Origin of the sequence: Mesorhizobium waimense (assembly GCF_003601975.1) — a bacterium.
Classification (GTDB): Bacteria; Pseudomonadota; Alphaproteobacteria; order Rhizobiales; family Rhizobiaceae; genus Mesorhizobium; species Mesorhizobium waimense.
Genome location: NZ_QZWZ01000006.1, coordinates 247,098 through 269,479, shown reverse-complemented (window position 1 = coordinate 269,479; position 22,382 = coordinate 247,098). Strand labels below are relative to the sequence as shown.

The 22,382-nt window shown below is 58.6% G+C and carries 18 protein-coding genes and 5 pseudogenes; 12 read left to right on the top strand and 11 right to left on the bottom strand.

All coding sequences use genetic code 11. The annotated features are described in order from the left end of the window. Together D3227_RS10715 and D3227_RS10710 are read right to left on the bottom strand one after the other, a co-directional pair. A pseudogene (locus D3227_RS10715) lies at positions 1-202 on the bottom strand (IS66 family transposase); the annotation flags it as partial. 59 nt (positions 203-261) lie between these two features. Next, complete coding sequence (locus D3227_RS10710) at positions 262-489, bottom strand: hypothetical protein (protein ID WP_120014067.1); 228 nt, start codon at positions 487-489, stop codon at positions 262-264. A 25-nt stretch (positions 490-514) separates the two neighbouring features. Between D3227_RS10710 and D3227_RS10705 the strand changes: the two genes are divergently transcribed. Next, positions 515-1,246 carry a hypothetical protein gene (locus D3227_RS10705; protein WP_120014066.1) on the top strand — a complete coding sequence of 244 codons (732 nt, stop codon included), beginning with the start codon at positions 515-517 and terminating at the stop codon, positions 1,244-1,246. Positions 1,247-1,896: 650 nt separating this feature from the next. Here D3227_RS10705 and D3227_RS10700 read toward each other — a convergent pair. Beyond that, positions 1,897-2,874 (bottom strand): LysR family transcriptional regulator, encoded by a 978-nt coding sequence (locus D3227_RS10700; protein WP_120014095.1) that lies wholly within the window; start codon positions 2,872-2,874, stop codon positions 1,897-1,899. A 253-nt stretch (positions 2,875-3,127) separates the two neighbouring features. On the opposite strand from D3227_RS10700, the gene D3227_RS10695 reads away from it, so the two are divergent. The 6 genes from D3227_RS10695 to D3227_RS10670 all read left to right on the top strand — a co-directional run bounded on the left by D3227_RS10695 (position 3,128) and on the right by D3227_RS10670 (position 8,572). Continuing rightward, positions 3,128-3,718 (top strand): NodA family N-acyltransferase, encoded by a 591-nt coding sequence (locus tag D3227_RS10695; protein ID WP_120014094.1) that lies wholly within the window; start codon positions 3,128-3,130, stop codon positions 3,716-3,718. Continuing rightward, on the top strand, positions 3,715-4,371 hold the full coding sequence (nodB, locus tag D3227_RS10690; RefSeq protein WP_120014065.1) for a chitooligosaccharide deacetylase NodB: 657 nt from the start codon (positions 3,715-3,717) through the stop codon (positions 4,369-4,371). Before D3227_RS10695 ends, nodB begins: the two co-directional genes overlap by 4 nt. A 13-nt stretch (positions 4,372-4,384) precedes the next feature. Beyond that, positions 4,385-5,740 carry a chitooligosaccharide synthase NodC gene (gene nodC / locus D3227_RS10685; protein ID WP_120014064.1) on the top strand — a complete coding sequence of 452 codons (1,356 nt, stop codon included), beginning with the start codon at positions 4,385-4,387 and terminating at the stop codon, positions 5,738-5,740. A 92-nt stretch (positions 5,741-5,832) separates the two neighbouring features. Continuing rightward, positions 5,833-6,747, top strand: coding sequence for a nodulation factor ABC transporter ATP-binding protein NodI (gene nodI / locus D3227_RS10680; RefSeq protein WP_120014063.1), 915 nt, complete (start codon positions 5,833-5,835; stop codon positions 6,745-6,747). A 3-nt stretch (positions 6,748-6,750) separates the two neighbouring features. Then, positions 6,751-7,539, top strand: coding sequence for an ABC transporter permease (locus D3227_RS10675; RefSeq protein ID WP_120014093.1), 789 nt, complete (start codon positions 6,751-6,753; stop codon positions 7,537-7,539). Between the two features lie 286 nt (positions 7,540-7,825). Next, positions 7,826-8,572, top strand: coding sequence for a sulfotransferase (locus D3227_RS10670; RefSeq protein ID WP_120014062.1), 747 nt, complete (start codon positions 7,826-7,828; stop codon positions 8,570-8,572). Positions 8,573-8,664: 92 nt separating this feature from the next. Here D3227_RS10670 and D3227_RS10665 read toward each other — a convergent pair whose 3' ends face one another. From D3227_RS10665 to D3227_RS10650, 4 genes and pseudogenes are all read right to left on the bottom strand, one after another. Beyond that, positions 8,665-8,922 (bottom strand): hypothetical protein, encoded by a 258-nt coding sequence (locus D3227_RS10665; RefSeq protein ID WP_120014061.1) that lies wholly within the window; start codon positions 8,920-8,922, stop codon positions 8,665-8,667. A gap of 90 nt (positions 8,923-9,012) precedes the next feature. After that, entirely contained in the window at positions 9,013-10,347 is a 1,335-nt protein-coding gene (hemN, locus tag D3227_RS10660) for an oxygen-independent coproporphyrinogen III oxidase (RefSeq protein ID WP_120014060.1), read from the bottom strand. Positions 10,348-10,526: 179 nt separating this feature from the next. Next, positions 10,527-10,974: pseudogene (locus D3227_RS42625) on the bottom strand (LLM class flavin-dependent oxidoreductase); the annotation flags it as partial. Positions 10,975-10,976: 2 nt separating this feature from the next. Beyond that, a pseudogene (locus D3227_RS10650) lies at positions 10,977-11,256 on the bottom strand (histidinol-phosphate aminotransferase); the annotation flags it as partial. Between the two features lie 985 nt (positions 11,257-12,241). On the opposite strand from D3227_RS10650, the gene D3227_RS10645 reads away from it, so the two are divergent. The 5 genes and pseudogenes from D3227_RS10645 (at position 12,242) to D3227_RS10625 (ending at position 17,598) form a co-directional block, all read left to right on the top strand. Then, positions 12,242-13,609 carry a dicarboxylate/amino acid:cation symporter gene (locus D3227_RS10645; RefSeq protein WP_120014059.1) on the top strand — a complete coding sequence of 456 codons (1,368 nt, stop codon included), beginning with the start codon at positions 12,242-12,244 and terminating at the stop codon, positions 13,607-13,609. Positions 13,610-13,853: 244 nt separating this feature from the next. Then, on the top strand, positions 13,854-14,885 hold the full coding sequence (locus D3227_RS10640) for a LacI family DNA-binding transcriptional regulator (protein WP_120014058.1): 1,032 nt from the start codon (positions 13,854-13,856) through the stop codon (positions 14,883-14,885). A gap of 259 nt (positions 14,886-15,144) precedes the next feature. Continuing rightward, positions 15,145-15,288 (top strand): annotated as a pseudogene (locus D3227_RS10635) (polysaccharide deacetylase family protein); the annotation flags it as partial. A gap of 238 nt (positions 15,289-15,526) precedes the next feature. Next, entirely contained in the window at positions 15,527-16,771 is a 1,245-nt protein-coding gene (locus tag D3227_RS10630) for a glycosyltransferase family 9 protein (protein ID WP_120014057.1), read from the top strand. A 73-nt stretch (positions 16,772-16,844) separates the two neighbouring features. Beyond that, positions 16,845-17,598, top strand: a pseudogene (locus tag D3227_RS10625) (carbonic anhydrase). A gap of 230 nt (positions 17,599-17,828) precedes the next feature. On the opposite strand, the gene ccoS reads toward D3227_RS10625, so the two are convergent. The 4 genes from ccoS to ccoG are packed head-to-tail and all read right to left on the bottom strand — an operon-like array spanning position 17,829 to position 22,328. Then, complete coding sequence (gene ccoS, locus D3227_RS10620; protein WP_095082106.1) at positions 17,829-17,984, bottom strand: cbb3-type cytochrome oxidase assembly protein CcoS; 156 nt, start codon at positions 17,982-17,984, stop codon at positions 17,829-17,831. Further along, positions 17,981-20,272, bottom strand: a complete 2,292-nt coding sequence (locus D3227_RS10615; RefSeq protein ID WP_120014056.1) for a cation-translocating P-type ATPase — start codon at positions 20,270-20,272, stop codon at positions 17,981-17,983. The genes ccoS and D3227_RS10615 overlap by 4 nt, the downstream gene beginning before the upstream one ends. Then, a complete protein-coding gene (locus D3227_RS10610; protein WP_120014055.1) occupies positions 20,269-20,766 on the bottom strand; it encodes a FixH family protein in 498 nt (165 codons plus the stop codon). Before D3227_RS10610 ends, D3227_RS10615 begins: the two co-directional genes overlap by 4 nt. Next, positions 20,763-22,328, bottom strand: coding sequence for a cytochrome c oxidase accessory protein CcoG (ccoG, locus tag D3227_RS10605; RefSeq protein ID WP_120014054.1), 1,566 nt, complete (start codon positions 22,326-22,328; stop codon positions 20,763-20,765). Before ccoG ends, D3227_RS10610 begins: the two co-directional genes overlap by 4 nt. Positions 22,329-22,382: the final 54 nt, after the last annotated feature.

The window sequence follows — 22,382 nt, the reverse complement described above, 5'->3', positions numbered from 1 at the left end:
GATCGGCATCCTCACTCATGGCGCGGCTGTGACCTTTATGACCCGCCTTAGCGCCGCCAGGCTTTGCCCTGTCCCGACACGCCTTGCGATCGCTCGAAGGTGGCTTGGACGACGTGCGCGATGTCTTCTCTGGCCGCTGTATCCGCAGCACCAGATCGATCAACTCTTCCTTCGTCAGACGCTGCAAATCAGTGCGATCCATATCCCCATAGATTCAGGGATTCTTGCCCCTGACAAGGGCGTGAGTAATTACGTCGCTGCCTAGGACATGTTGAACTGGCTGCGCAGGCGAGAAACAGCATCTTCAGAAACGACATGCGCCAGGATTTCAACTTTCGCGAAATCGCCTTCGCCGTGTTGCTCAAATAGAAAATACCCGCTGGTATCCGCGAGTTCTTGGCCAGCCATTGCAAGGCGGCGGTCAGTTAATGGTGCAAGACATAGCGTTCTGTTGGCATCAATATTTACACTGAAATAAAACTCGTCCATGTTTTCACCCCGGAGGTTGGAATCGATGCCCGATCTAAAGAAGACCCACCGACTGATTAAAACTCCGCAATTCTCATCCCGGTATTTGGCCGACTACATGGCAGCGACCGAGTTTGGGAAACGCAACATTCTCACGGCCAGCAAGTACCAAGCCATTGCACGTGTCGTGCAGCACGACGAAGCGACACAGACGATATCGAAATTTTTTCGGTCTGAGAATCCCACCATCGAACACCTTACTGTCGCAGCCAAGAAGCTCCGCGACAGGATGGCTGACTTGGACTTCGACCGGGACCTCTTCGATCACAATGCCGACTACCTCGACCGCTTTGCCAAAGTCGTTCATCTGGTCGAGTTGCCGACCGACGCAGATATTCTGGCTCCGGGCCAGTCCCCTAAAATCGAGATCGGCGGCGTCAAGGTTGGAACCGACCTTCAGTTTCGGCTGCGCCGGATCACCAAGACCAATAAGATCAAAATCGGAGCGGCGGTCTTCCGCTATTCGAAGGGCAAGGCGTTAAAGCCCGAAATCGGCGCATGGCAGTCTGCTTTCTTGCTGGCATATCTCAGAGAGACGGCCCTTGAGGTGGGCGCCGAGCCTGAAGCGAAACTGTGCCTCACGCTCGATATGTACTCAGGCCAGGCTTACCCAGCGCCTACGGGCAGCGTCAGCCGATATAAGAACATGCAAGCGGCCTGTGTCGCGATCTCAGAGCGCTGGGATAACATCAAGCCGCCGGCCAACGCCATTCTCTGATTTCAAATTTCAACGACTGAGACACTTCTCTATTCGGCGTGTTGAGGTCAAGCGCTATCGAGCTTTTCCGTGTCTCCGGCGTTTTGACGTCTTTCGCAGGGCCTTGCTTCTCTCCGGGATCGGCGTTTCGCTCTCCCAGTATGGGTTAGGAGAATGAGGCGGCACAATCTACCAAGCGTCTTGATCGCATGTTGCAATCGGTACGAGTGTCTCAGCGAACTCGCCTCATCCATCGTCCTGCGAAGGACGTCCGTCCGCCAGCGAGCGGAACTCTCTGCCTCTCTCCTTCCCGGCCTTTTGGATCAGATGGCTGACGCCATGGTTTCCCGCGTCCAGCGGAACTCTCTCCTCCCGATAAAATACGATATTCTTGGCATTTGCCTATTTTGCGCCATAACGGGCATCCGCACTGAACTGGAATGCCAGAACATGCTTGGAATAATTCAGGACGCGAAAAAGGGCGTACGCACGCGGAACGAAGGCCCGGATCTCGCTGAAGTGGCTCTGGTTAAAGGAAGGCCTTGGCCTGGCGCTCTGACAGGCCACGGCAGAGACGACCGTGGTGGAGATGATTGGCTTCCTGGGGAAACTCGACGCTGGACGACCTCGCGGGCGCACTTGCCGCCAGCATCGGTTTCATCCGACATGGGCTATGACCCGGGAGTCGGTGTGAGACGCTCAGTAGACCCAGGAACTCTGCGACCTCCCGTGAACGTTGGAGTAGCCATCCGGGACGCCTCCTGCACCATCGTCTCCCGCATCCAGATGCTTGCCGGATCACTGTTGTGAAAGGCGGGCCATTGGACGGTCTCGGTGAATGTGGGAAGCGGCAGCGGGAGTTCAATGATCTGCAGGGGGAAGGTTTTTTCGAAATGCTTGACCAGCCGTAACGGCATGGTCGCTACACGATCTGTGCCTGACACCATGGGCGGGATCATGCTGAAGCCCTGCACGGCGACCTCGACACGTCTCTTAAGACCATGCTCAAGGAAAAACCATTCGTCGATAGAGGGCCGCAGCGCGCGCCCGAACCTGACCGCAACGTGCCTCATCGACAAATATCTCTCGAGTGTAAGCTGCCGTGGTAGCTGTTTGTTCGTAGGGCAGCCCACGCACACGAGCCTCTCGTCGAACAACGCCACTCTTGAATGCGCGCTCGACGTGTACAAATCCGGAAGAATTAGAAAATCGATGTCACTGCGCCGGAGAAGCTCATCCGGCTCGTCGTCGACATGCAGCAATTCGAAGCTGACGGAGGGTGCTTCCCGGGCAACACGCTCCACGACCTTCCCAAAAAATACCAGTGTGACGAAATCGGAAAGAATGATCCTGAAGCGCCGATCGGATTGAGCTGGGATAAACGGGTCCTGGGAAATAATCGAGCGCTGGATTTGCAGGAGTGCGTCACGGACTGCGGGGGCGAGCGCTTGCGCACGCGGTGTCAAAATACGTACGCGGCCGCTCAGGATAAATAGGTCATCATGGAAATAATCGCGCAGCCGGGCGACGGCCGCACTCATCGCCGGCTGACTTAGGTTGATGCGGCGTGCTGCCTCCGTGAGCTTGCGTTCGGTCAGCAGCGCGTCAAGCACCACGAGCAGATTCAGATCAAGACCCTTGAAACGCATGTCTTCAGCCATCCAAAGCGTGTATGCGCTTTATCTAAACAAACGATTTTACTGATTTTGCAGAAGCTTGCATAGGGAATCCAAGGATGGAAGCCCTAAACCTTCTGATGTGGGCGGAACATCAAGCGCGTCGCATGTCCATTGCGACCAGATTTGTCGGTGATCTACGCAAGCTACATCGCGGCGGCTCGGCGCGACAAGCTAATTGCGTAGGCGCTTAGCTCGAGAAACCGTAACCAAGATGAGGCTTTCCATGCGCTCACAGCTACGATGGAGGTTGTGCTGGGAAAATGAGTTGCAACTGGCCGACCACATCGAACTCGCCGACTTCTTCCGAAAGACTTATGGACCGACTGGGGCCTTCAATGGGAAGCCATTTGCAGGCAATCGAAGTTGGGCCGGAGCAAGACCCGAGTTGCGTGCAATCGGCTATGACTCGCGCGGTGTAGCGGCTCATATGGGCTTACTGCGCCGCTTCATTAAGGTTGGCGAAGTCGATCAACTGGTGGGCGAACTCGGATTGTACGGGGTGCGTCCGGATCTTGAGGGACTCGGAATCAGCCTTTCGTTCCGAGTCGTCTATCCAGTGCTGCAGGAGCTTGGCGTTCCATTCGCTTTCGGCACGGTTCGGCACGCGCTGCGAAACCATATTGAGAGGTTCTTCAGAGACGACCTGGCGACCATTGTGTCGGGCGTTCGCGTACGGTCGACCCAAGCAGAGGTATATCCCGACCTGCCGCCGACGCGCCTCGAGGACGTGCTCGTTGTGGTCTTACCGGTTACGCGGCCGATGAGCGATTGGCCGACGGGTGCAATAATTGACCGAAACGGGCCAGAGCTATGAACCCCAATTATCTGTCCGAAGTGCCGCTTGAGTTCGCCGACCGCGTTAGCGATCGCAGCGTTTATTTGACGTTTGATGACGGTGCCAACCTACTTTTCACACCGCAAATCCTCGACGTGCTGGCGCAACATCGGGTGCCGGCAACTTTCTTCGTCATCGGTGCCTACGCCGCAGAGCAGCCGGAACTGATCCAACGAATGATCGCAGAGGGGCACGAGGTAGGCAATCACACGATGACCCATACGGATCTGTCCCGATGCGGATTCGAGGAAGTACAACGTGAGATATTTGACGCGAACCGGGCCATCATGATGGCGTGCCCGCAGGCCTCGGTGCGCTACATTCGCGCGCCATACGGGGCTTGGAGCGAAGAGGTGATCACTGCCTTGGAGATCGCTGAGCTGACCCCCCTTCATTGGTCGGTTGACCCACGAGACTGGTCTCGCCCCGGCGTCGATGCAATCGTCGATACAGTGCTCACTTCAGTCCGGCCTGGCGCAATCGTGCTCTTGCACGACGGGTGCCCTCCCGACGAGCTGACACTTGGCACTTACGCCCATCTGCGTGACCAGACCACAACGGCGCTGTCCCGTTTGATTCCGGCGTTACACGACCGCGGATATAAAATTCGCTCCCTTCCACAACCTCACTGAACAATGAGATCCCATGGAACTGCTAGCCCCAGCCAGTACCTTCGTCGTGTCTTTTTATGCGCTGTTCTCGGCCGCATATGAAGGCTTGCAGGCAGTTTATGCCCTGCAGAAAAACGGTTCGTCAGCATCGGACGAACTGGTCGGCTCCGACCCTTGGCCGAGCGTAGATGTCATCGTCCCCTGCTACAACGAGGACCCGCGCACGCTCTCGGCATGCCTAGCTTCCATCGCAAGCCAACAATACGCCGGAAAACTGCAAGTTTATGTGATTGATGATGGTTCTGCAAATTGCGACGCCGTCGTACCTGTACACGATACCTATGCGCACGACCCGAGATTCAACTTCATTCTTCTTCCCAAAAATGTCGGAAAGCGTAAGGCCCAGATTGCCGCGATACGCAGCTCATCAGGAGACTTGGTGCTCAACATCGACTCGGACACGACAATCGCATCCGACGTCATCACCAAGCTTGCACGAAAGATGCGAAATCCAGTGATCGGGGCGGCCATGGGCCAGTTGACGGCCAGCAACCGGATGGACACTTGGTTGACCCGATTGATCGATATGGAGTACTGGCTGGCTTGCAACGCGGAACGCGCCGCACAGGCTCGCTTCGGTGCGGTTATGTGTTGCTGCGGCCCATGTGCTATGTACCGCCGCTCCGCGCTCGTTTCCCTGTTGGATCAGTACGAGACGCAACTGTTTCGAGGGAAGCCGAGCGACTTCGGTGAGGATCGTCATCTAACGATCCTCATGTTGAAAGCAGGCTTTCAAACCGAATACGTTTCGGACGCCATCGCCGCAACAGTCGTTCCGGACAGGCTAGTGCCGTATTTGCGCCAACAACTCCGCTGGGCGCGGAGCACTTTTCGAGACACGCTGCTAGGGCTGCCCCTCCTGCCCAGCCTCAATGGCTACCTCACGTTAGACGTGGTCGGACAGAATCTATGCCCGCTATTGCTCGCCGTTTCAGTACTAACAGGGATCGCGCAGCTCGCACTCACGGGCCAAATGCCGTGGTGGACGGTCCTGGTGATCGCATCGATGACATTGATTCGCTGCAGCGTGGCAGCGTTACGTGCTCGTGAATTGCGATTTTTCGGCTTTGCTCTTCACACATTCATCCAAATCTTTCTGATAATTCCGGTGAAAATCTATGCGCTGTGTACGTTAAGCAATAGTGATTGGTTGTCACGCAACATTGTCACTGTGCAAAACAGGAAAAACAGGCAATTCATCGTGCAAATCACGATTGCTGTATCAAAGACTACAGCACGTCTCGCAATTACTGGGTCAACTTACAGGGACGATCCTTCGCAATGCTCTGCAGGGATGGCGACGTGTGGCGGCATTTGCTGCGACAAGTAAGACTAGAAGCTCTGAGCCCAGACGAACCGAGCTTCTCATCGAGCATGCGGAGCTCACAGGCGGAATAGCTTTTCGAAGGCTGACGTAAGCGCATGTCTAAAGTTGCAATGGAACTCACCGGGGTAAAGAAGTCGTACGGCGACAAAATCGTTGTCGACGGGCTGTCGTTCACCGTTGCACCGGGAGAGTGCTTCGGCCTTCTGGGACCGAATGGCGCGGGCAAAAGCACGATCGCGCGTATGGTCCTCGGCATGATATCGCCAGACGCGGGCAAGATCACGGTTCTTGGTGAACCTGTGCCGTCACGCGCTCGCTTGGCCCGCATGCGCGTCGGCGTGGTCCCTCAATTCGACAACCTTGATCTCGAGTTTACAGCGCGTGAGAACCTGCTGGTCTTCGGACGCTATTTTGGCAAGAGCGCTCGCGAGCTTGAAGCGGTGATCCCATCGCTCCTCGAGTTTGCCCGCCTTGAGAGCAAGGCGAATGCACGTGTGGCCGAGCTATCCGGCGGTATGAAGCGGCGCCTAACGCTGGCACGTGCGTTGATCAACGACCCGCAGCTGCTCGTAATGGATGAGCCGACCACCGGCTTGGACCCGCACGCGCGCCACCTGATCTGGGAGCGCCTGCGTATCCTGCTGGCGCGCGGCAAGACGATCATTTTAACGACCCACTTCATGGAAGAGGCTGAGCGGCTTTGCGATCGGTTGTGCGTACTCGAGCATGGACGCAATATCGCCGAGGGCAGCCCTCACGCCCTGATCGATAAGCATATCGGGTGCCATGTGATCGAGATCTTCGGTGGCAATCCGCGGGAGTTGAGTTCGCTGATCAGGCCATACGTTCAGCACATCGAGATGAGCGGCGAAACACTCTATTGCTATGCGCCCGATCCGGAACAGGTGCGGGTGCAGCTACGCGAGCGCGCTGGTCTGCGGCTTCTGCAGCGCCCCCCTAATCTGGAGGACGTTTTCTTGCGGCTGACCGGGCGCGAGATGGAGAAGTGAATGATGGACGAAGGTTTTGCGGCGGCTCTACCCGCCAACGCGTGGAATTGGCTTGCCGTGTGGCGCCGCAATTATCTGGCATGGAAGAAGGTGGCACTTGCGTCAATTCTCGGCAACCTAGCCGATCCGATGATCTACTTCTTCGGACTCGGCTCTGGCCTCGGAATAATGGTCGGTCGCGTTGAAGGTACCTCGTACAGTGCTTTCCTGGCAGCCGGGATGATCGCGGCAAGCGCGATGACCGCTTCGACCTTCGAAACAATTTACGCGGCTTTCGCTCGCATGCGCGACCGGCGCATTTGGGAAGCGATCTTGTACACCCAGCTCACCCTCGGCGACATCGTTCTCGGTGAGTTGGCGTGGGCAGCCACCAGGGCCTTCCTGGCCGGTACGGCAATTACAATTGTTGCCGCCATGCTGGGCTATGCGGCTTGGCCGTCCGTGCTCTATGCGCTGCCGGTCATCGCCCTCACTGGCCTAACCTTTGCGAGTTTGGCGATGGTCGTCACCGCCCTTGCGCCGAGCTACGACTATTTCGTGTTTTACCAGACGCTCGTCCTCACGCCCATGCTGTTCCTGTCCGGCGCTGTCTTCCCAATCAACCAACTGCCTGGCGCCTTTCAGCAGGTAACACCCTTCTTGCCGCTGGCACATTCGATCGACCTCATTCGTCCGGCAATGCTCGGTCGCCCGGTTGTTGATGTCGGTGTGCATATCGGCGCTCTTTGCATTTACGCAGTAGTAGCATTCTTCTTGTCGTCTGCATTGCTTCGCCGACGTCTGCTGCGTTGATGCTGCTTGCGACTTAAAGAAGGAGACACGGATGCAGCATCGCTACAGCCTGAAGGTAAGCGTGCTCGGATTGGAAGAAGTGGCGCGAGCGGATATAGAAGGCCGAGGCGCCGGCGCAACTGACGCACAACACCACCAGCGAGGATGCCACCTGTCATAGAAGGTCCAGATGGAATCGGAGCAGGTGCTGAGCGCTACGGAGCAAAGCCACCCCCCAGTTTGAAGAGCCGGCGGCGCCAGGATTCTTTGCTGGATCCGTCACAAATGTTAATCGGAAACGCACTCAATGACCCATTTCCGCACTTCTCCAGAGCCATTTGCAATCCTGGCGATGCCAAGGAGTGGCACGCACTACCTGGAAGAATTGCTAAACGAGCATCCGAATGTGTTAAGCAGCGGTGAGCTGCTCAATACGTATGATACGAATTGGCCCGATAAGGATCGCCTGCTACGCAGCGATCGCGAACTCCTGGAGCAGGCCTTCTTGCACTACCAGACGCGAAGCGACAAGAAGGTGACGCATGTTGGCTGCAAGATCAACGAACCTCAGTTTTACGAGCGTCCGGGTTTTTTTGCTCAACTGGCCCGTTGGGAGGGCCTTAAGGTCATCCTTTTAATTCGCAGAAACACATTGGAATCGCTGAGATCGCTAGTGCAGGCAAGACAAACTCGCCAGTGGCTTAAGTTCAGTTCGGACAAGGATACCGCTCCACCGCCACCCGTGACATTGTCACTCGCCGCCTGTGAGGCCTACTTCAAAGCTGCCGATGATTTCCACGATCGGGTCGTGAACGCCTTCGGGTTAACTAACATGCTCGGAATCGAGTATGAGTGGCTTCTTCGCGATCCCGGCGCTTGCGTGGCAACTGTCTTGGATTTCCTTGGCGTTCCAGCGCTTCAGCTCCCTGGTAGCGGCGTCCTTGAGCGCCAAGAAACGCGCCCGTTGCACGAAACGGTATGGAATTTTGATGAGTTGCGGGCACACTTCGCACATGGTCCTTATGCGAAATTCTTTGAGCTCGGTGCCGCCTGACTGGCCCCTCGCAGCCACTGGCGCGCTTACTCCCAGCGTACATTCCATGCTTGTTGACGTAGCATTCCCTTTGCGGGAAGAGGCGCTCCGCTCTATTGTGTCAGCGCTTCAAGGCATTTGTCGGCCCGTTCCCAGTCTGCTTGTAGCCACCTCTGATCGAGGTCTGTCAGCGCGGTCGAAGCAGTTAACCAAGACGACGCCGGCATCGATGTGACGGGTAAAGGCGTGGGCCTTCCCGATGTCGTCGCATCCAGATGGATGCCGAGCGCGATGGTTTTGTTGCGAAGCAAGGCATTCGTCCTGATCTTGACGCCGAATTCGGCCACTTCCACCAGGACCGGCGTCGCCATGTTGCCAGGCTTTGTTGTGATTTACCGGAGCATTGCCGTTTAGCGGCGAGCGGTCATCCCTTTGGCCTTCCTCACGCTGCCTGGCTGGGCTTACGGGGCAACCCGGTCGAGAAAGACATCGAATGCGGCAGCAACAGCGCGAATCACAAAGCGATGCTCCTGCCGCACGCGGATGAAACCCTTTTCGATGTCCACTATCCCGTCCTCGGCCAGCATCGCCAAGCGTTCAGCTGAATCGAGAAAGCGGCTCGGATCAGATCTATGGGCGGCGCAGATTGCCGGCACGTCGGCCTCGAGATCGCTCATCAGCCGCTCGATGATTGCGGCTCGCACGCGGTCTTCGTCGGTGAGGCGGTAGCCCTTTGACGTCGCCAGATGCCCAGCTGCGATGTGCCGGGTGTAGGAATCCCGTGTAACCTCGTTCTGGACGTACCCCTCGCCGACACGGCCGATAGCCGACGCGCCGAAACCGATCAGGGTTTTGCAGGTGTCGGCCGAATAGCCCAGCGAGTTACGCCGCAGGCGACCGGTTTTTTGTGCCAGCGCGAGTTCGTCGTCCGGCAAGGCGAAATGATCGAGCCCGATCTCTCGGTAGCCTGCGGCAACCAGCGTCTCGGCTACGGCCGCAGCATGTTCGGCGCGAGCAGCGCTGTCCGGCAGCGCTGCCTCGTCGATCAGGCGCTGATTCTTTATAAGGGACGGAATGTGCGCGTAGCCGAACACCGCAAGCCGGCTGGGGCGCATGGCGATCGCCGCCGTCGCGGTCTCGACGCAGGACCGCACCGTCTGATGCGGGAGGCCCAAGATGAGGTCGAAATTGATGCGGCTTACTCCATGTCGACGCAGCATTTCGACGGCAGCGGCCGTTTGCGCCTCACTCTGGACCCGGTTGATCTCTTTTTGAACAATGGGATCGAAGGTCTGTACGCCGAGGCTCGCGCGGTTCACGCCGGCTGCTCCTAAGGCTTCGGCCATCTCGGCCGTGAACGTTCGTGGGTCGATCTCGACGGCGACCGTAGCCGTTTTCCTCAACGCGAAACCGCGGCCCAGGAGTTCCATCATGGCCAAGAACTCCGCTGGCCCAATGAGGGTCGGCGTTCCACCGCCGAAATGCACGTCGCTCACGGGCAGCGGTTGCGGCACTTGCTCCGAGACCAACCGGATCTCGTCACGCAGCACCGCGAGATACTTGAGGATCGGGGCATCCTGCCGGGTGATGGTGGTAGGGAAGCCGCAATACCAGCACAACGATCGGCAGAACGGAATGTGGAGATAGAGTGACACCGATTCCTCGGCCGGCAGGTCCCTCAGCCATTCCTTATATGACTCGGCACCGACCGCCTCGGAGAACTCCGGCACAGTCGGATAGATGGTGTACCAAGGCAGGCGGTCCTTGTGATATTTTGTCAGGATCGAGGTCCGCAACAGTTTACCGTCCTATACCGATAACTGTCATTCTTACGGCTGCGGCTCTCCTGTGTCTTTGCGCTATGTCAAATCCGTTCCGCTTTCGCCGCGAAACCGGCGTTTCGTCAACCTGCAAGCTCGCGCAACCCAGTTAGAAGCTAATACCGGGAGCGACCAATCGGACAGCGAATTCATGGTCAGCCAACTCGAGCCATAATTTCGGATTGAACCGTCATTGCGGTGTATAGGGAAGCATCTAGCGGCAGATTCCCAAATGCCAGTTGACAAAGAAGGTAGCTGGCACCTGCCTCTTCCAACTGATCAAGCAGAGTCTTTCGCACAGACGCTGCCGGATCCTACTACGCACAATTCACTCCCGATTGCTGCATCGAAGGTCAGCCGAAAGTTTGGTGGAGTCGCGATGGCATTAAGGTCGTGAAGGAATTTAAAACTCCTGAGCCATCGTTCGTAAGCAGGTGCGGCGAGCGAATACGCATCTGCTTCAGAACGCCCAATGACGACCATGCGGAGTATCCAAGAAATGGCGCTTTTATCGTCCGCACCAGGGTTGTGCTCTCGACCGGCGCGTGAGGCATCGGTAATTCTGCCAACAGGAGAGGAAGGTCCCACGCACGCGATATTTGCGCGAGCCCGAGCAGTTCAGACGATCCCTTACCGGCGATCACCTGATCCTTGGAGACGCCGTAGGCATTGGAGGCTGCCTCCCTCAAGCTGATGTTTCCGTCTTCTGGATACAGATATTGGCGTTCGAGGGCTGCAACCGCACTTTTCATTATGCGTGCCGGCAATGGAAGGGTTCTCATTTGTGTTTAGTTTGACGCAACCTAAATCCGGTGCTGGTCCGTTGGACGGCAGAGCTTCTAATAGTCTCGTCACTTGCAAAAGGGACGCAAGAACACTTTGCAGTTTTGCATCACCTTAACACCTTGGTCAGGGCGCCGACCGCCGTGAGGTCGGTCGGGCTGTCATCGATCGGATGGATTGTACGTCGCGGCCGATCAGGCTCTGGTCACGGTCAAGCGCGAGAAACGGCCTGACGTCACGTCGGGCGCACGGCTTGACCTTCCTTCCATGACGCGCGCCCGCCGTTCTCGGCTGTCTGGCTTCTGCCGCACCACAACCGCCCATTGTTTCACGAGACCGGAATGAGGGAGAGAGTCAATCGAACTCTCTTTCATTTGTGAAAGGAAACCCGCCGTCTATGATAGAATTCCAGCAGGAATTTCTCAGCAGATGGAAGGGGAACGGCAATGTCTGCCCAGCGCCTCCGCGGGTCCCCGGCCCGCGCTGACGGCCGAGCGCATACGCCTATTGAAGTAATGGCGGAACAGGTTATCGCTGCCGACGAGACTGGTGGGCTCGCTGGCGTTGCTTGCGGCAACCGCCATCCCCTCCGTCATTGTTGACGCAGATGATAGAGCAGGCGGTTTCGCGTGCGACGGCGCGAAGTCGTCGAGCGCGGCGTCCTTGGCAGCGCGACGGCTGCGAAGCCTCGTCTGAACCGCACCGTCGCGGGTCGGGACCAGCGGTATCTGCTTCTCGACGGCCTATTTCAAACTGTCGATTGCAGCGCGAGCGCGGCAAGGACACGGTCGCGTAAGGAATACGCCTTTTTCTGGTACCAACGATGCGGCTCGTCGCAAAGACGACAAAACCGCGTTGGCGAATCTTCGTGCGAGATACCGCTAGGGGTAAAGGCAGCCAGTCCGGAATATCCGCACAAGGCCGCTTGCGCGACGTGACCAAAGCTCGGGAGAAGACGTCGGGACACAGGTCTTCCATTTGGCACGGCACTTGCGGCGAGATGGCAGCAGCGTTCGACCGGCGCCGCGATGGGAGAAGCCTGAGAAGGGCATGAACAGCCCGCCCCAAGCGGTCAGGGAGAGAAACAATGTCAGCCCCACAAGTCCGCAGCGCGAGTCCCGCGCCCCGCAAACCCTTCTATGCCCGGCTTTACGCGCAGGTGCTTGCTGCCATCATCCTCGGCGTCGCAATTGGCCATTTCTATCCAGAACTCGGCGAGAGCCTGAAGCCGCTCGGCGATGCCTTCATCAAGCTCGTCAAGATGATCATCGCCCCTGTCATCTTCCTGACAATTGCGACCGGCATCGCCGGCATGAACGATCTCCAGCAGGTCGGCCGCGTTGCCGGCAAGGCGATGGTCTATTTCCTCACCTTTTCGACGCTCGCATTGATCGTCGGCCTTATCGTCGCCAATGTCGTTCAGCCTGGCGCCGGCCTCAACATCGATCCGGCCTCGCTCGATGTCCAGGCCGTGAATACCTATACCGCAAAGGCCCACGAGCAGTCCGTGACCGACTTCCTGATGAACATCATCCCGTCAACGATCGTCGGTGCCTTCACGGACGGCGACATCCTGCAGGTCCTGTTCTTCTCGGTTCTGTTCGGCATTGCTCTGGCGATGGCCGGAGAGACGGGCACGCCGGTCACTTGCTTTTTCCAGGCGCTCATCGCGCCCGTCTTCAAGCTGGTCGGCATTCTGATGAAGGCTGCGCCGATCGGCGCTTTCGGCGCCATGGCCTTCACGGTCGGCAAATATGGCGTTGGTTCAGTCGTGAACCTGGCGATGCTGGTCGGGACGTTCTATTTCACCGCCTTCCTCTTCGTGTTCGGGGTTCTCGGCGCGGTCTGCCGTTACAACGGCTTTTCGATCTTTTCTCTCATCCGCTACATCAAGGAAGAGCTGCTGCTTGTCCTGGGAACATCCTCCTCGGAGGCCGCGCTGCCCTCACTCATTGAAAAGATGGAAAAGGCTGGCGCCAAGCGCTCGGTGGTTGGTCTGGTCATCCCGGCCGGATATTCCTTCAATCTGGACGGCACCAACATCTACATGACGCTTGCGGCCCTTTTCATCGCGCAGGCGACGAACACGGATCTCTCGATCGGCGATCAGGTCCTCCTACTGCTCGTCGCGATGCTCTCCTCGAAGGGTGCTGCAGGTGTTACCGGCGCGGGCTTCATCACGCTGGCCGCTACGCTCTCCGTAGTGCCGAGCGTTCCCGTTGCCGGCATGGCTCTGATCCTTGGCGTCGACCGCTTCATGTCCGAATGCCGGGCGCTCACGAATTTGGTCGGTAACGCAGTGGCATCGCTCGTCGTGGCCCGCTGGGAAGGCGAATTGGACCAAGTGCAGTTGCAAGCCGCCTTCTGCGGTCACCAGATTGTCGAGACATTAAACCGGCCAACCGATCAAACGCCCATCGACCTGTTAGGTCGTCGCACTCGTCACAAGAAATAAACATCGAACCGCAGGCTCCCAACAGCGCTTCGCGAGCTCATGGAATCAGAGCGCTAATGCGGTGAGCGCAAAATTATGAGTGCCACAAGCAAACGAATCGTATGTTGATACGCGCCCGGCTACGCTTGCAGTCCTGTTGTCGATCACGGAGCATGCGCACGCCTTCATTTTGCCGCCCGTGATCGTCGCCGAGGCGCGCTGAACGATAGAGAGCCAACGGCTGAAAACCAATCAGAATTGGACCATGGCCAAGCGTCCCACAATTGCCGATCTTGCCCGCGAAGCCGGGGTCAGCGTCGCAACAGTCGATCGGGTTCTGAACGCCCGCCATCCCGTGCGAGAGGAAACCGCGCGGCGGGTCCACGAGGCCGCCCGCGCCATCGGCTATCATGCTGCCGGTCTCATCAAGCAGCGCCTGCAGCGGGACTTGCCGCACTATCGGCTGGGCTTCATCTTGAGAAAACCCGCCCAGCAATTCTACCAAGACCTCGCGCGCGAGCTCGAAGCCTCGGTCAGCACGGCCCAGTCCTTCCATGGTATTCCGCTCATCGAATTCGCGCCGTCACATGTGCCGGGCGATCTGGTCGCGCTCCTCAAGGATTTGGGCGCACGCTGCCACGCCATCGCCATGGTGGCGCCGGACCACCCGAAGATTACGGCTGCGGTCGAGGAGCTCAAGGCAAAAGGCATTCCGGTTTTCTCACTGCTTTCCGATTTCGCCGCCGGCGTGCGCCAGGGCTATATCGGCCTCAACAACCGCAAGGTCGGGCGGACGGCCGCTTGGATGTTTTCCAAGGTCGCAAAACGGCCCGGTAAGGTGGCGGTGTTTGTCGGCAGCCATCGTTTCCAGGGGCACGAGATCCGCGATATTGGCTTTCGCTCCTATTTCCGTGAGAACGCGCCGACATTCGAGGTGCTCGATCCGTTCATGAACCTCGAGAAACGGCAGATCACCTACGAGGCAACGCTGGATCTCATGCAGAGGGAACCTGAACTCGCCGGCTTCTATCTGGCCGGCGGGGGCATGGAGGGCGCCATCTCCGCACTCCGGGAGGAGGGCAAAGGTCAGGATCTCGTGGCGATCGTGAATGAAATCACGCCGGAGTCACGGGCGGCGCTCGCAGATAACATCATCACGATGGCGGTCGCCACGCCACTTAGCCGGCTTTGCCAGGAGCTGATGACGTTGGTGGTCCGGGCCATCGAGACCGGCACCGCGGAGACGCCGGGGCAGACATTTCTGCCGTTCGACATCTATCTGCCGGAAAATATATGACCTGATGGAATTCTATCATCTGAGCTTCCTTTCACAAATGAAAGAAAGGTCGATTGACTATCCCCTCATTCCGGTCTCGTGAACCAAAGCGCGGTTGCGGCGCGGCACAAGCCTAGGCAGCCGACAACGGCGGCCGCGCGTCATCGACGGAGGCCGAGCCATGCGCCAGGCATCGCCCCGCCCTGCACCCGATCACATGGCGGCGCCCCGATTCAGATCAAGTCCTTGAAATGCATAGCTCTACCTATCCATAACGCGGATGCTTCCCATGCGAACAATCAATTTTACCACTCTTCCGGAGTGTTGCATGCAGATTTATCTGACGTTTGACGACCGTCCCAACACATTTTTCACACAGCAGATCCTCGATGTGTTGGCGCAAAATCGAGTGCCAGCGACTTACGCCTAGAGCGGAACTCATCCGGTTTCCATAAGCATTGGGCGTGGTCAGTCGCACAAGCTTGATGAGGGGCAATTTTGACGCGGCGCGGCTCGGGGATTGAGCCTCGTCCACGTCAAAACGCAAGCTGGAAAGGAACACGATGGGAGATCAACTCACCAACGAAATAATCGCCCTGATCAAGAACCGCGCCGCATAAGCGGCGGCAATCAGAACTATCTATGTTATCTTAGAGGCGTCTATGGGATATTTTACAAAGCGCGACAGCGATCAAATCATATACCGCAGCTGGGAAGAACCGGAACGCTCAAGCGCAAAGATGAGAATATTGATCCTAAAGCTTGATTATGTCGGCGACTTTTGGATGTCGCTAGGGCCCCTGAAGGACCTGCGTCGGCGTTTTGCGAATGCCGACATTACGCTCGTCGTCGGAAGTTGGAATATCGATACAGCGAAACACTTCGACCTCGCCGACGATTACATTGCTTTTGACTTTTTTCCTCGCAGCCCAACCCTGAGCAAGACGCGCAAACAAGCGGCCGACATAAGGCCACTGCTGACCGGCGAGTTTGATCTTGCCATCGATATGCGTGTTCCGGATGAAACGAGGCCGATCTTGCTTGAGGTCCCCGCTAGGCATCGTGCGGCGATAGTTGATCCGCACCGCATGCATCAGGTCGACATTGCGATCGCTCCATTCAATCTGAAATTGCGCAGAACCATCTTCTACAAACTCGCCCAAAGCACAGGGATTGCCAATAAAATCCCTCGCAGATGGCTTGATTGGTTCACTGACCGTAAGCAGGCGCGTCTCCAGCATGTGACAGAGATCCTCTTCTTTCTGGTCGCAAAGGCGGAGGCCTATTTCAACGGCGAAAGCGAGGCGGGTCACCGACAGAGTTCTGCAACAGGCAAGTCTCCGATCGTCGTGGCTCCGTTCTCGAATTCCAGCCTGCGAGATTGGCCGATCGAAAATTTTGGCAAACTTGTCGCTGTTCTTTCAACCCGTAGTGAGGTGGTCCTCGTTGGCCGCGGCGAAAGCCTGGAAGCGCTTAATAAGGTCGCGAAAATAGCTCGCGATCTTGGAGTCGCCGACATTCGGATGGCTGTCGACTTGTCAGAATTGGAATTCAATCATCTCATGAATTCGGCCGCGCTCGTCGTGTCAAACAATTCAGGCACTGGGCATGTCGCTGCCCAGCTTGGCCGCCCTACTGTCGGCATTTTCACTGCGTCACACCTACCGGAAATTTGGGGTTTCCAAGGTCCCCTGGTCAGCATGCTTATGAGTGCCATCGAATGTCGCGGATGTGGTCTGGACAAAGTGTGCCACTGTCCAGTTAAAGTCCGTTGCAAGTTCGATATCACGCCGGATCGCGTGATCGCCGAGGTGAACGCCTTAATGGATCATTGTAAAAAGGTCCGGGACAAACTTATCGTCGCCAGCGCTCACGACAATCACGATAGCCCAGTTCTGGGTCGCTGAAGCATGTGTCAAACTCGCAAACCTCGCAGCCTCAATTAGAAAACACCAGTTCGCACCAAGGTGCGAAAGCAATATGGATCGTCGTAGTCTGATCAAAGGGGTGGTTGCACTCGGCGCATGCCCGATTTGCGCTCAGGCCGCGGATGCGGCGAGCACCCATTGGGGATATGCTGGCCCGGTCGGACCCGAGTACTGGGCCGATCTGGATAAAAAAAATTTCGTCTGCTCGGCGGGCACGCAGCAATCACCGATCGATATCGACAGCGCGGTCAAGGCGGATATTCCGCACATCGCCATTGGTTGGCACAAGGGCGGCGGCAAGATGGTGAACAACGGTCAACGCCATTCAAATCAACATGCCGGAAGGCAGCACGCTGATCCGCGGGGATCGGGTCTACGAACTGATACAGTTCCATTTCCATACACCGAGCGAACACCACGTGGCGGGCAAAAGTTTCCCGATGGAAGTGCATTTCGTCCATAAAGACACAGACCGCGATACTCTGGGTGTGCTGGGCGTCTTTCTGACACCAGGCGCGACAAATGCCGGCTTTGCCGGCCTTGCCGAAGCTTTTCCCATGCGGCTAGGCGAGGAGATCGCGGTCGACGAGGTCGATCCCAACGGGCTTCTGCCGGCCTCGTTTGGCTACTGGACCTATGAGGGATCATTGACGACGCCGCCCTGCACCGAAAACGGCGACTGGATGGTGACGATGGAACCGGTCCAGGTCGGTGCTGCAGATATCAAGCGATTTACGTCACTCTACCCGTCGAATGCGCGGCCGATCCATTCACCCAATCGGCGCTTTATCCTGGGCCTCAGCTAAGGCGGCCCGCGACGGTTCCGAACCGTCCGGCGGCAGGCCCGCAGCGTCCGCGGCGACGCTGGTCGGCAGAAGCCAAGGCACGGTTTGAAGTAGCCGGGTGCGGACGTGTTGGTGAGCGCGCGAGAGGCTGGTCTGGCGGCCTCGGCTGTTCGACTGGCGGCCCAAGATGATCAAGCGCGATGCGTCACGACATCCGAGCGGGCGATGATGCCGATAGCTGTGGCCATCGATCAGCGTTCCGGCTTGTCGTCCCGTTCGATGAGAATCCGCTCGGCAGCTCCATCAAGATCCTCGTATTGGCCACTCCTCAGAGCCCAGAGAAAGCCAGAGAGCCCAAGCGCGCCGAGGAACAGAGCCACGGGTATGAGGTAGACGAGCGTCGTCATGACATTCGTGCCCATTCGCCGATGCGGGAGCGTCTGTTGTGCGGAGCAATTCTGGCCGGAGCGTTCGACGCAAATCCTCGCAAGCGCAACGCATTTCCGATGACCAGGAGCGACGAGGCGGACATCGCGACCGCCGCGATCAGCGGCGTGACATGGCCGAGAATGGCGATCGGCACCGCGACGGTGTTGTAGACGATCGCTATGGCGATGTTCTGGCGGATCAGCCGACCTGCCTTCCTGGAGATATCCAGCGCGAGGGGTACTGCCAGAAGGCTATCGCGCAAGAAGACAAAATCCGCCGCGTTGCGGCCAATGTCGGCGGCGGTCGCCGGAGCAATCGAGACATGCGCCGCGCCCAGCGCAGGCGTATCGTTAAGCCCGTCGCCGACCATCAGAACCTTATGTCCGCCTTTCGCCAGCGTCTCGATCCGTTCGACCTTGCCGGAGGGAAGCATCGCGGGAACGAAACGATCGACACCCAATATTTCGGCCACCTCGCCGCAGGCCCTTGCCGTATCGCCCGACAGCATTTCCACCGACAGGCCGGTATCTTTCAGTTGCTTAACGGCTGCGCTGGCATCGGGGCGCAGCGCATCCTCGAAAGCAAAGGATGCGGTGATGATCCCATTCTTCGAGAGGACCGTCGCGCCGAACCCGCCTAATTTGCCTTCGCCGCCGGTTCGGGCTTTCCATCCAGCCCATCCGCGCAGGCCAAGACGCCAAGTGTTTCCAGTGGCGCTGGCTTCGATCCCGAAGCCCGGATATTCGCTGACGGATTCGAGCTTGGGCTGGCCGGAAAACCCCGCAAAGCCGGCCATCGCCCTTGAAAACGGATGGCGGGAATGCGCGGCCATGTCGGCTGCGATCGCCAGCATCGTTGGATCGATGGACGATGCATTGACGAGCCGCGGCTGGCCGAGTGTCAACGTGCCGGTCTTGTCGAACACGGCCGCGTCGATCGTCGCCAGGCGTTCCATCGCCGATCCGTCCTTGACCATCACGCCGTTCTCGAACAGACGCCGCGCCGCAACGACCTGCACGATCGGCACTGCGAGCCCGAGGGCGCATGGGCAAGTGATGATGAGAACGGCGATGGCAATCGTGATCGCCCGGTGCCAGTCGCCGGAGGCCAGCATCCAGCCGATGAAGGTCACGAACGCCGTCAGATGGACCACCGGGGCGTACAGCGCGGAGACACGGTCGGCGATGCGGCGGTAATGCGCGCGACCACCTTCGGCGGCTTCCATCAGGCGAACCATTTCCGCCAGGAAGGAATCCTTCGCGGCAGCGGTCGCCTCGATCATCAGTGGACCGGTAAGATTGAGCGTTCCGGCCTGCACCACGCCGCCCGGAGCCACAGTGCTTGGCGTGCTCTCGCCGGAAACCAGCGAGCAGTCGAGATCCGATGTCCCGTGGATGATGGCGCCGTCAACCGGAATCCTTTCGCCGGCCGCGATCAGCATTTTCATGCCGGGTTCGATCTCGCAGACCGGCAGGTAGTCGCGCGTGCCGTCGTCGCCCAGCACCATGGCCCCGCGCGAGGCCAGCCGCGACAGGCCTTTGACCGCGGTCCGGGCCCGCTCGCGCATCACGTGCTCCAGCGTGCGGCCGATCAGGAGGAAGAACAGCAGTGAGACAGAAGCGTCGAAATAGGCATGGTCGCCATGGTTGATTGTCTCGTAGAGGCTCATGGCATAGGCGAGCGACACACCGACCGCGATCGGGACGTCCATGTTCATCCGGCCATGGCGAAGCGCGTTCCAGGCCGAGCGGAAGTAGATGCCCCCGGCAAAGGCCAAGGCAGGGATGGCAATCAGCGCCGAGACCCAATGGAACAGGTCGCGCGTGGCACCTTCGGCACCGGACCAGACCGAAACGGAAAGCAGCATGATGTTGCCCGCCGCAAAGCCACCGACCGCGACGGCGCGGATCAGTTCAGAGAGCGTCTTGTCCTTCTCTTCGACCTCGGGATCGAACAAATGCGCCTGGTAGCCAAGCCGGCCAAGCGTGGCTACGAATGGCGGGACCTCTTCTCCATGCCAGCGGATCGAAACCCGTTTCGTCGACAGGTTGACGCGAGCAGCATCGACATGGTCGAGCTTGGCGATCGCCGTCTCGATCGACTGTATGCAGGCGCCGCAATGTACCATTGGCACCGACAGATCGGTCTGGCGAAGCCCTCCGCCGAGGGAGCGGCTTGCCAATTTGATTTCCTGACTCGAGGGCAGGATGGATGTCACACTGCCCAGGTCCAATGCCATTTCGGCACCCGGTGCACAGCAGCTCATTGGATAGCCCCTTTGGAAATCATGATGCGACGAACGTCGCGATAGGGTTCGGCGAGGCCGGCATCGGCATCGATTTCGACGATCCAGACGCCATCTTTCGGCGTGTGCTGCGCGGCAAATTCCTGGCCCGCGGCAGAGGCCAGAATGACGGCCTTGTCCTCTGCCTCGTAGGCCGGGTGACGAAACAGAACCTTCACAGCGTGCAGGGGAAGAGGCTTGCCGGCGGCATCGCTTAGGCCGTAGCGGACCTCGCCCCATGCGATCGTCAGCTTGCCGATCCAGCCAAGCGCCGCTTGGATGCGACCTTCCTCCGCCTTTCGATTGAACTGCTGGCTGGCCACATAGGTGTTTTCGACGACGAGGCCTGTCCAGCTTGTGCTGGCAAGCGTTGCCATGGTCACGTTGACGCCGATCACCACCCCGAAGAAGCCGAGGATGGTGAGCAGCATGTGCCTGCCGGTGAACTCGCGGGATTTCTGCGAACGGGCACTCATCTGGCGATCTCCGGTGCGTTGAACGTGGCCGTGTACTCGGCGGACTCGAGGCCTGCCTTGTCCTCGATCCGGAACTTGAAACTTTGTGCGATTCCCTCGATCTGGCCCGCCGGCTGGCGCACGAAAACCTTGAGCACCTTCAACCGATCGGGCTCGACCAGCGTGTCGAACGACCGTGCGGGAGGAAGCTCGATGCCGACCGCGCTCATCTCGGCGCCCGGAAAGCCTTGCAAGGTGACGACGATAGTCCTCGGCTCGGGGATCATGTTCAGCAGCTTGACGGTGTAGCCGTTGCGGATAGAGCCGTCGGAGAGCGTGACGAATTGCGGGTTGCGATCATGCAGGACGTTCAGCTCGAGCCGCTCGCGCGTGAGCAGCGAAATGAGCAGCGCCAGTCCGACCGCCGACCATGCACCAAGGTAGATGAAGGTGCGCAGCCGAAAGATCTTGCGAAGGTGGAAGTGTGCCAGGCCATCCGAGAAAGTGCCGTTGGCGGTCCTGATGAGCGCCGGGTTCACGGGAGTGGTGCTGCCAGCAGTCGCAAGCGCCATGTTGGCGTTGTAGTCGGAAAGCGTGGCGTAGGAGATCAGCCCGCGCTCCCTGCCAAGTTTTTCCATGACGCCGTCGCAAGCGTCGATGCAAAGCGCACAGGTGATGCATTCGAGCTGCTGGCCGTCGCGAATGTCGATCCCCATCGGGCAGACGGCGACACAGGCATTGCAGTCGACACAGTCGCCGACCGGCTGACCGGCCGCCAGCGCCTTCTTGGTATGGCGCGAGCGAGGCTCGCCGCGCCAGTCATTGTAGGTAACGGTAAGCGAGTTCTCGTCGAGCATGGCTGCCTGGATGCGGGGCCACGGGCACATATAGGTGCAAACCTGCTCGCGCATCAGTCCGCCGATCGTGTAGGTGGTCGCTGTCAGCACCGCGATGGTGACATAGGCGACCGGCGCGGCGATGCCCCGGAAAACCTCACCGGCCAGTGTCGGCGCATCGGCGAAATAGAAGATCCAGGAGCCGCCGGTGGCTGCCGCAATGACCAGCCAGATGGCGTGCTTCGTTGGACGCAGCACCAGCTTGCGCATCGTCCATGGCCCGGCGTCAAGCTTCATACGGGCGTTGCGATCGCCTTCGATCGCGCGCTCCACCACCAGGAAGAGGTCGACCCAGACGGTCTGTGGGCAGGTATAGCCGCACCAGGCCCGGCCAACAGTCGACGTGATCAGGAAGAGACCGATTCCGGCCATCATCAGAAGGCCGGCGACATAGTAGAATTCCTGAGGCCAGATCTCGACGAAGAAGAAGTAGAATCGGCGATTGGCGAGATCGAGCAGCACGGCCTGATCGGGGGCGAATGGCCCGCGGTCCCACCGCAGCCAGGGCGTGAGGTAATAGATGCCCAGCGTAATCGCCATCACAAGCCATTTGAACTGGCGAAAGCGGCCGGAGGCCCGCTTCGGGAAGATCTTCTTGCGCGCGGCATAAAGCGGCTGCCGCGTCTTGGCGGAGTTGACCTGTTCGGCTGCGTGGGGTGCTACCTGCGTTTTCTCTAGCACGGGCATCTCCTCGCGCGCCGCCGATGGTATTGGCGTGCAACCGCACTCGTCTGCTTTGGG

What these genes read in the sequence shown, in the direction of transcription:
- D3227_RS10710 (WP_120014067.1), bottom strand. Translation starts at nt 489, where the DNA reads ATGGACGAGTTTTATTTCAGTGTAAATATTGATGCCAACAGAACGCTA.
- D3227_RS10705 (WP_120014066.1), top strand. Translation starts at nt 515, where the DNA reads ATGCCCGATCTAAAGAAGACCCACCGACTGATTAAAACTCCGCAATTC.
- D3227_RS10700 (WP_120014095.1), bottom strand. Translation starts at nt 2,874, where the DNA reads ATGCGTTTCAAGGGTCTTGATCTGAATCTGCTCGTGGTGCTTGACGCG.
- D3227_RS10695 (WP_120014094.1), top strand. Translation starts at nt 3,128, where the DNA reads ATGCGCTCACAGCTACGATGGAGGTTGTGCTGGGAAAATGAGTTGCAA.
- nodB (WP_120014065.1), top strand. Translation starts at nt 3,715, where the DNA reads ATGAACCCCAATTATCTGTCCGAAGTGCCGCTTGAGTTCGCCGACCGC.
- nodC (WP_120014064.1), top strand. Translation starts at nt 4,385, where the DNA reads ATGGAACTGCTAGCCCCAGCCAGTACCTTCGTCGTGTCTTTTTATGCG.
- nodI (WP_120014063.1), top strand. Translation starts at nt 5,833, where the DNA reads ATGTCTAAAGTTGCAATGGAACTCACCGGGGTAAAGAAGTCGTACGGC.
- D3227_RS10675 (WP_120014093.1), top strand. Translation starts at nt 6,751, where the DNA reads ATGGACGAAGGTTTTGCGGCGGCTCTACCCGCCAACGCGTGGAATTGG.
- D3227_RS10670 (WP_120014062.1), top strand. Translation starts at nt 7,826, where the DNA reads ATGACCCATTTCCGCACTTCTCCAGAGCCATTTGCAATCCTGGCGATG.
- D3227_RS10665 (WP_120014061.1), bottom strand. Translation starts at nt 8,922, where the DNA reads ATGGCGACGCCGGTCCTGGTGGAAGTGGCCGAATTCGGCGTCAAGATC.
- D3227_RS10645 (WP_120014059.1), top strand. Translation starts at nt 12,242, where the DNA reads ATGTCAGCCCCACAAGTCCGCAGCGCGAGTCCCGCGCCCCGCAAACCC.
- D3227_RS10640 (WP_120014058.1), top strand. Translation starts at nt 13,854, where the DNA reads ATGGCCAAGCGTCCCACAATTGCCGATCTTGCCCGCGAAGCCGGGGTC.
- D3227_RS10630 (WP_120014057.1), top strand. Translation starts at nt 15,527, where the DNA reads ATGGGATATTTTACAAAGCGCGACAGCGATCAAATCATATACCGCAGC.
- ccoS (WP_095082106.1), bottom strand. Translation starts at nt 17,984, where the DNA reads ATGACGACGCTCGTCTACCTCATACCCGTGGCTCTGTTCCTCGGCGCG.
- D3227_RS10615 (WP_120014056.1), bottom strand. Translation starts at nt 20,272, where the DNA reads ATGAGCTGCTGTGCACCGGGTGCCGAAATGGCATTGGACCTGGGCAGT.
- D3227_RS10610 (WP_120014055.1), bottom strand. Translation starts at nt 20,766, where the DNA reads ATGAGTGCCCGTTCGCAGAAATCCCGCGAGTTCACCGGCAGGCACATG.
- ccoG (WP_120014054.1), bottom strand. Translation starts at nt 22,328, where the DNA reads ATGCCCGTGCTAGAGAAAACGCAGGTAGCACCCCACGCAGCCGAACAG.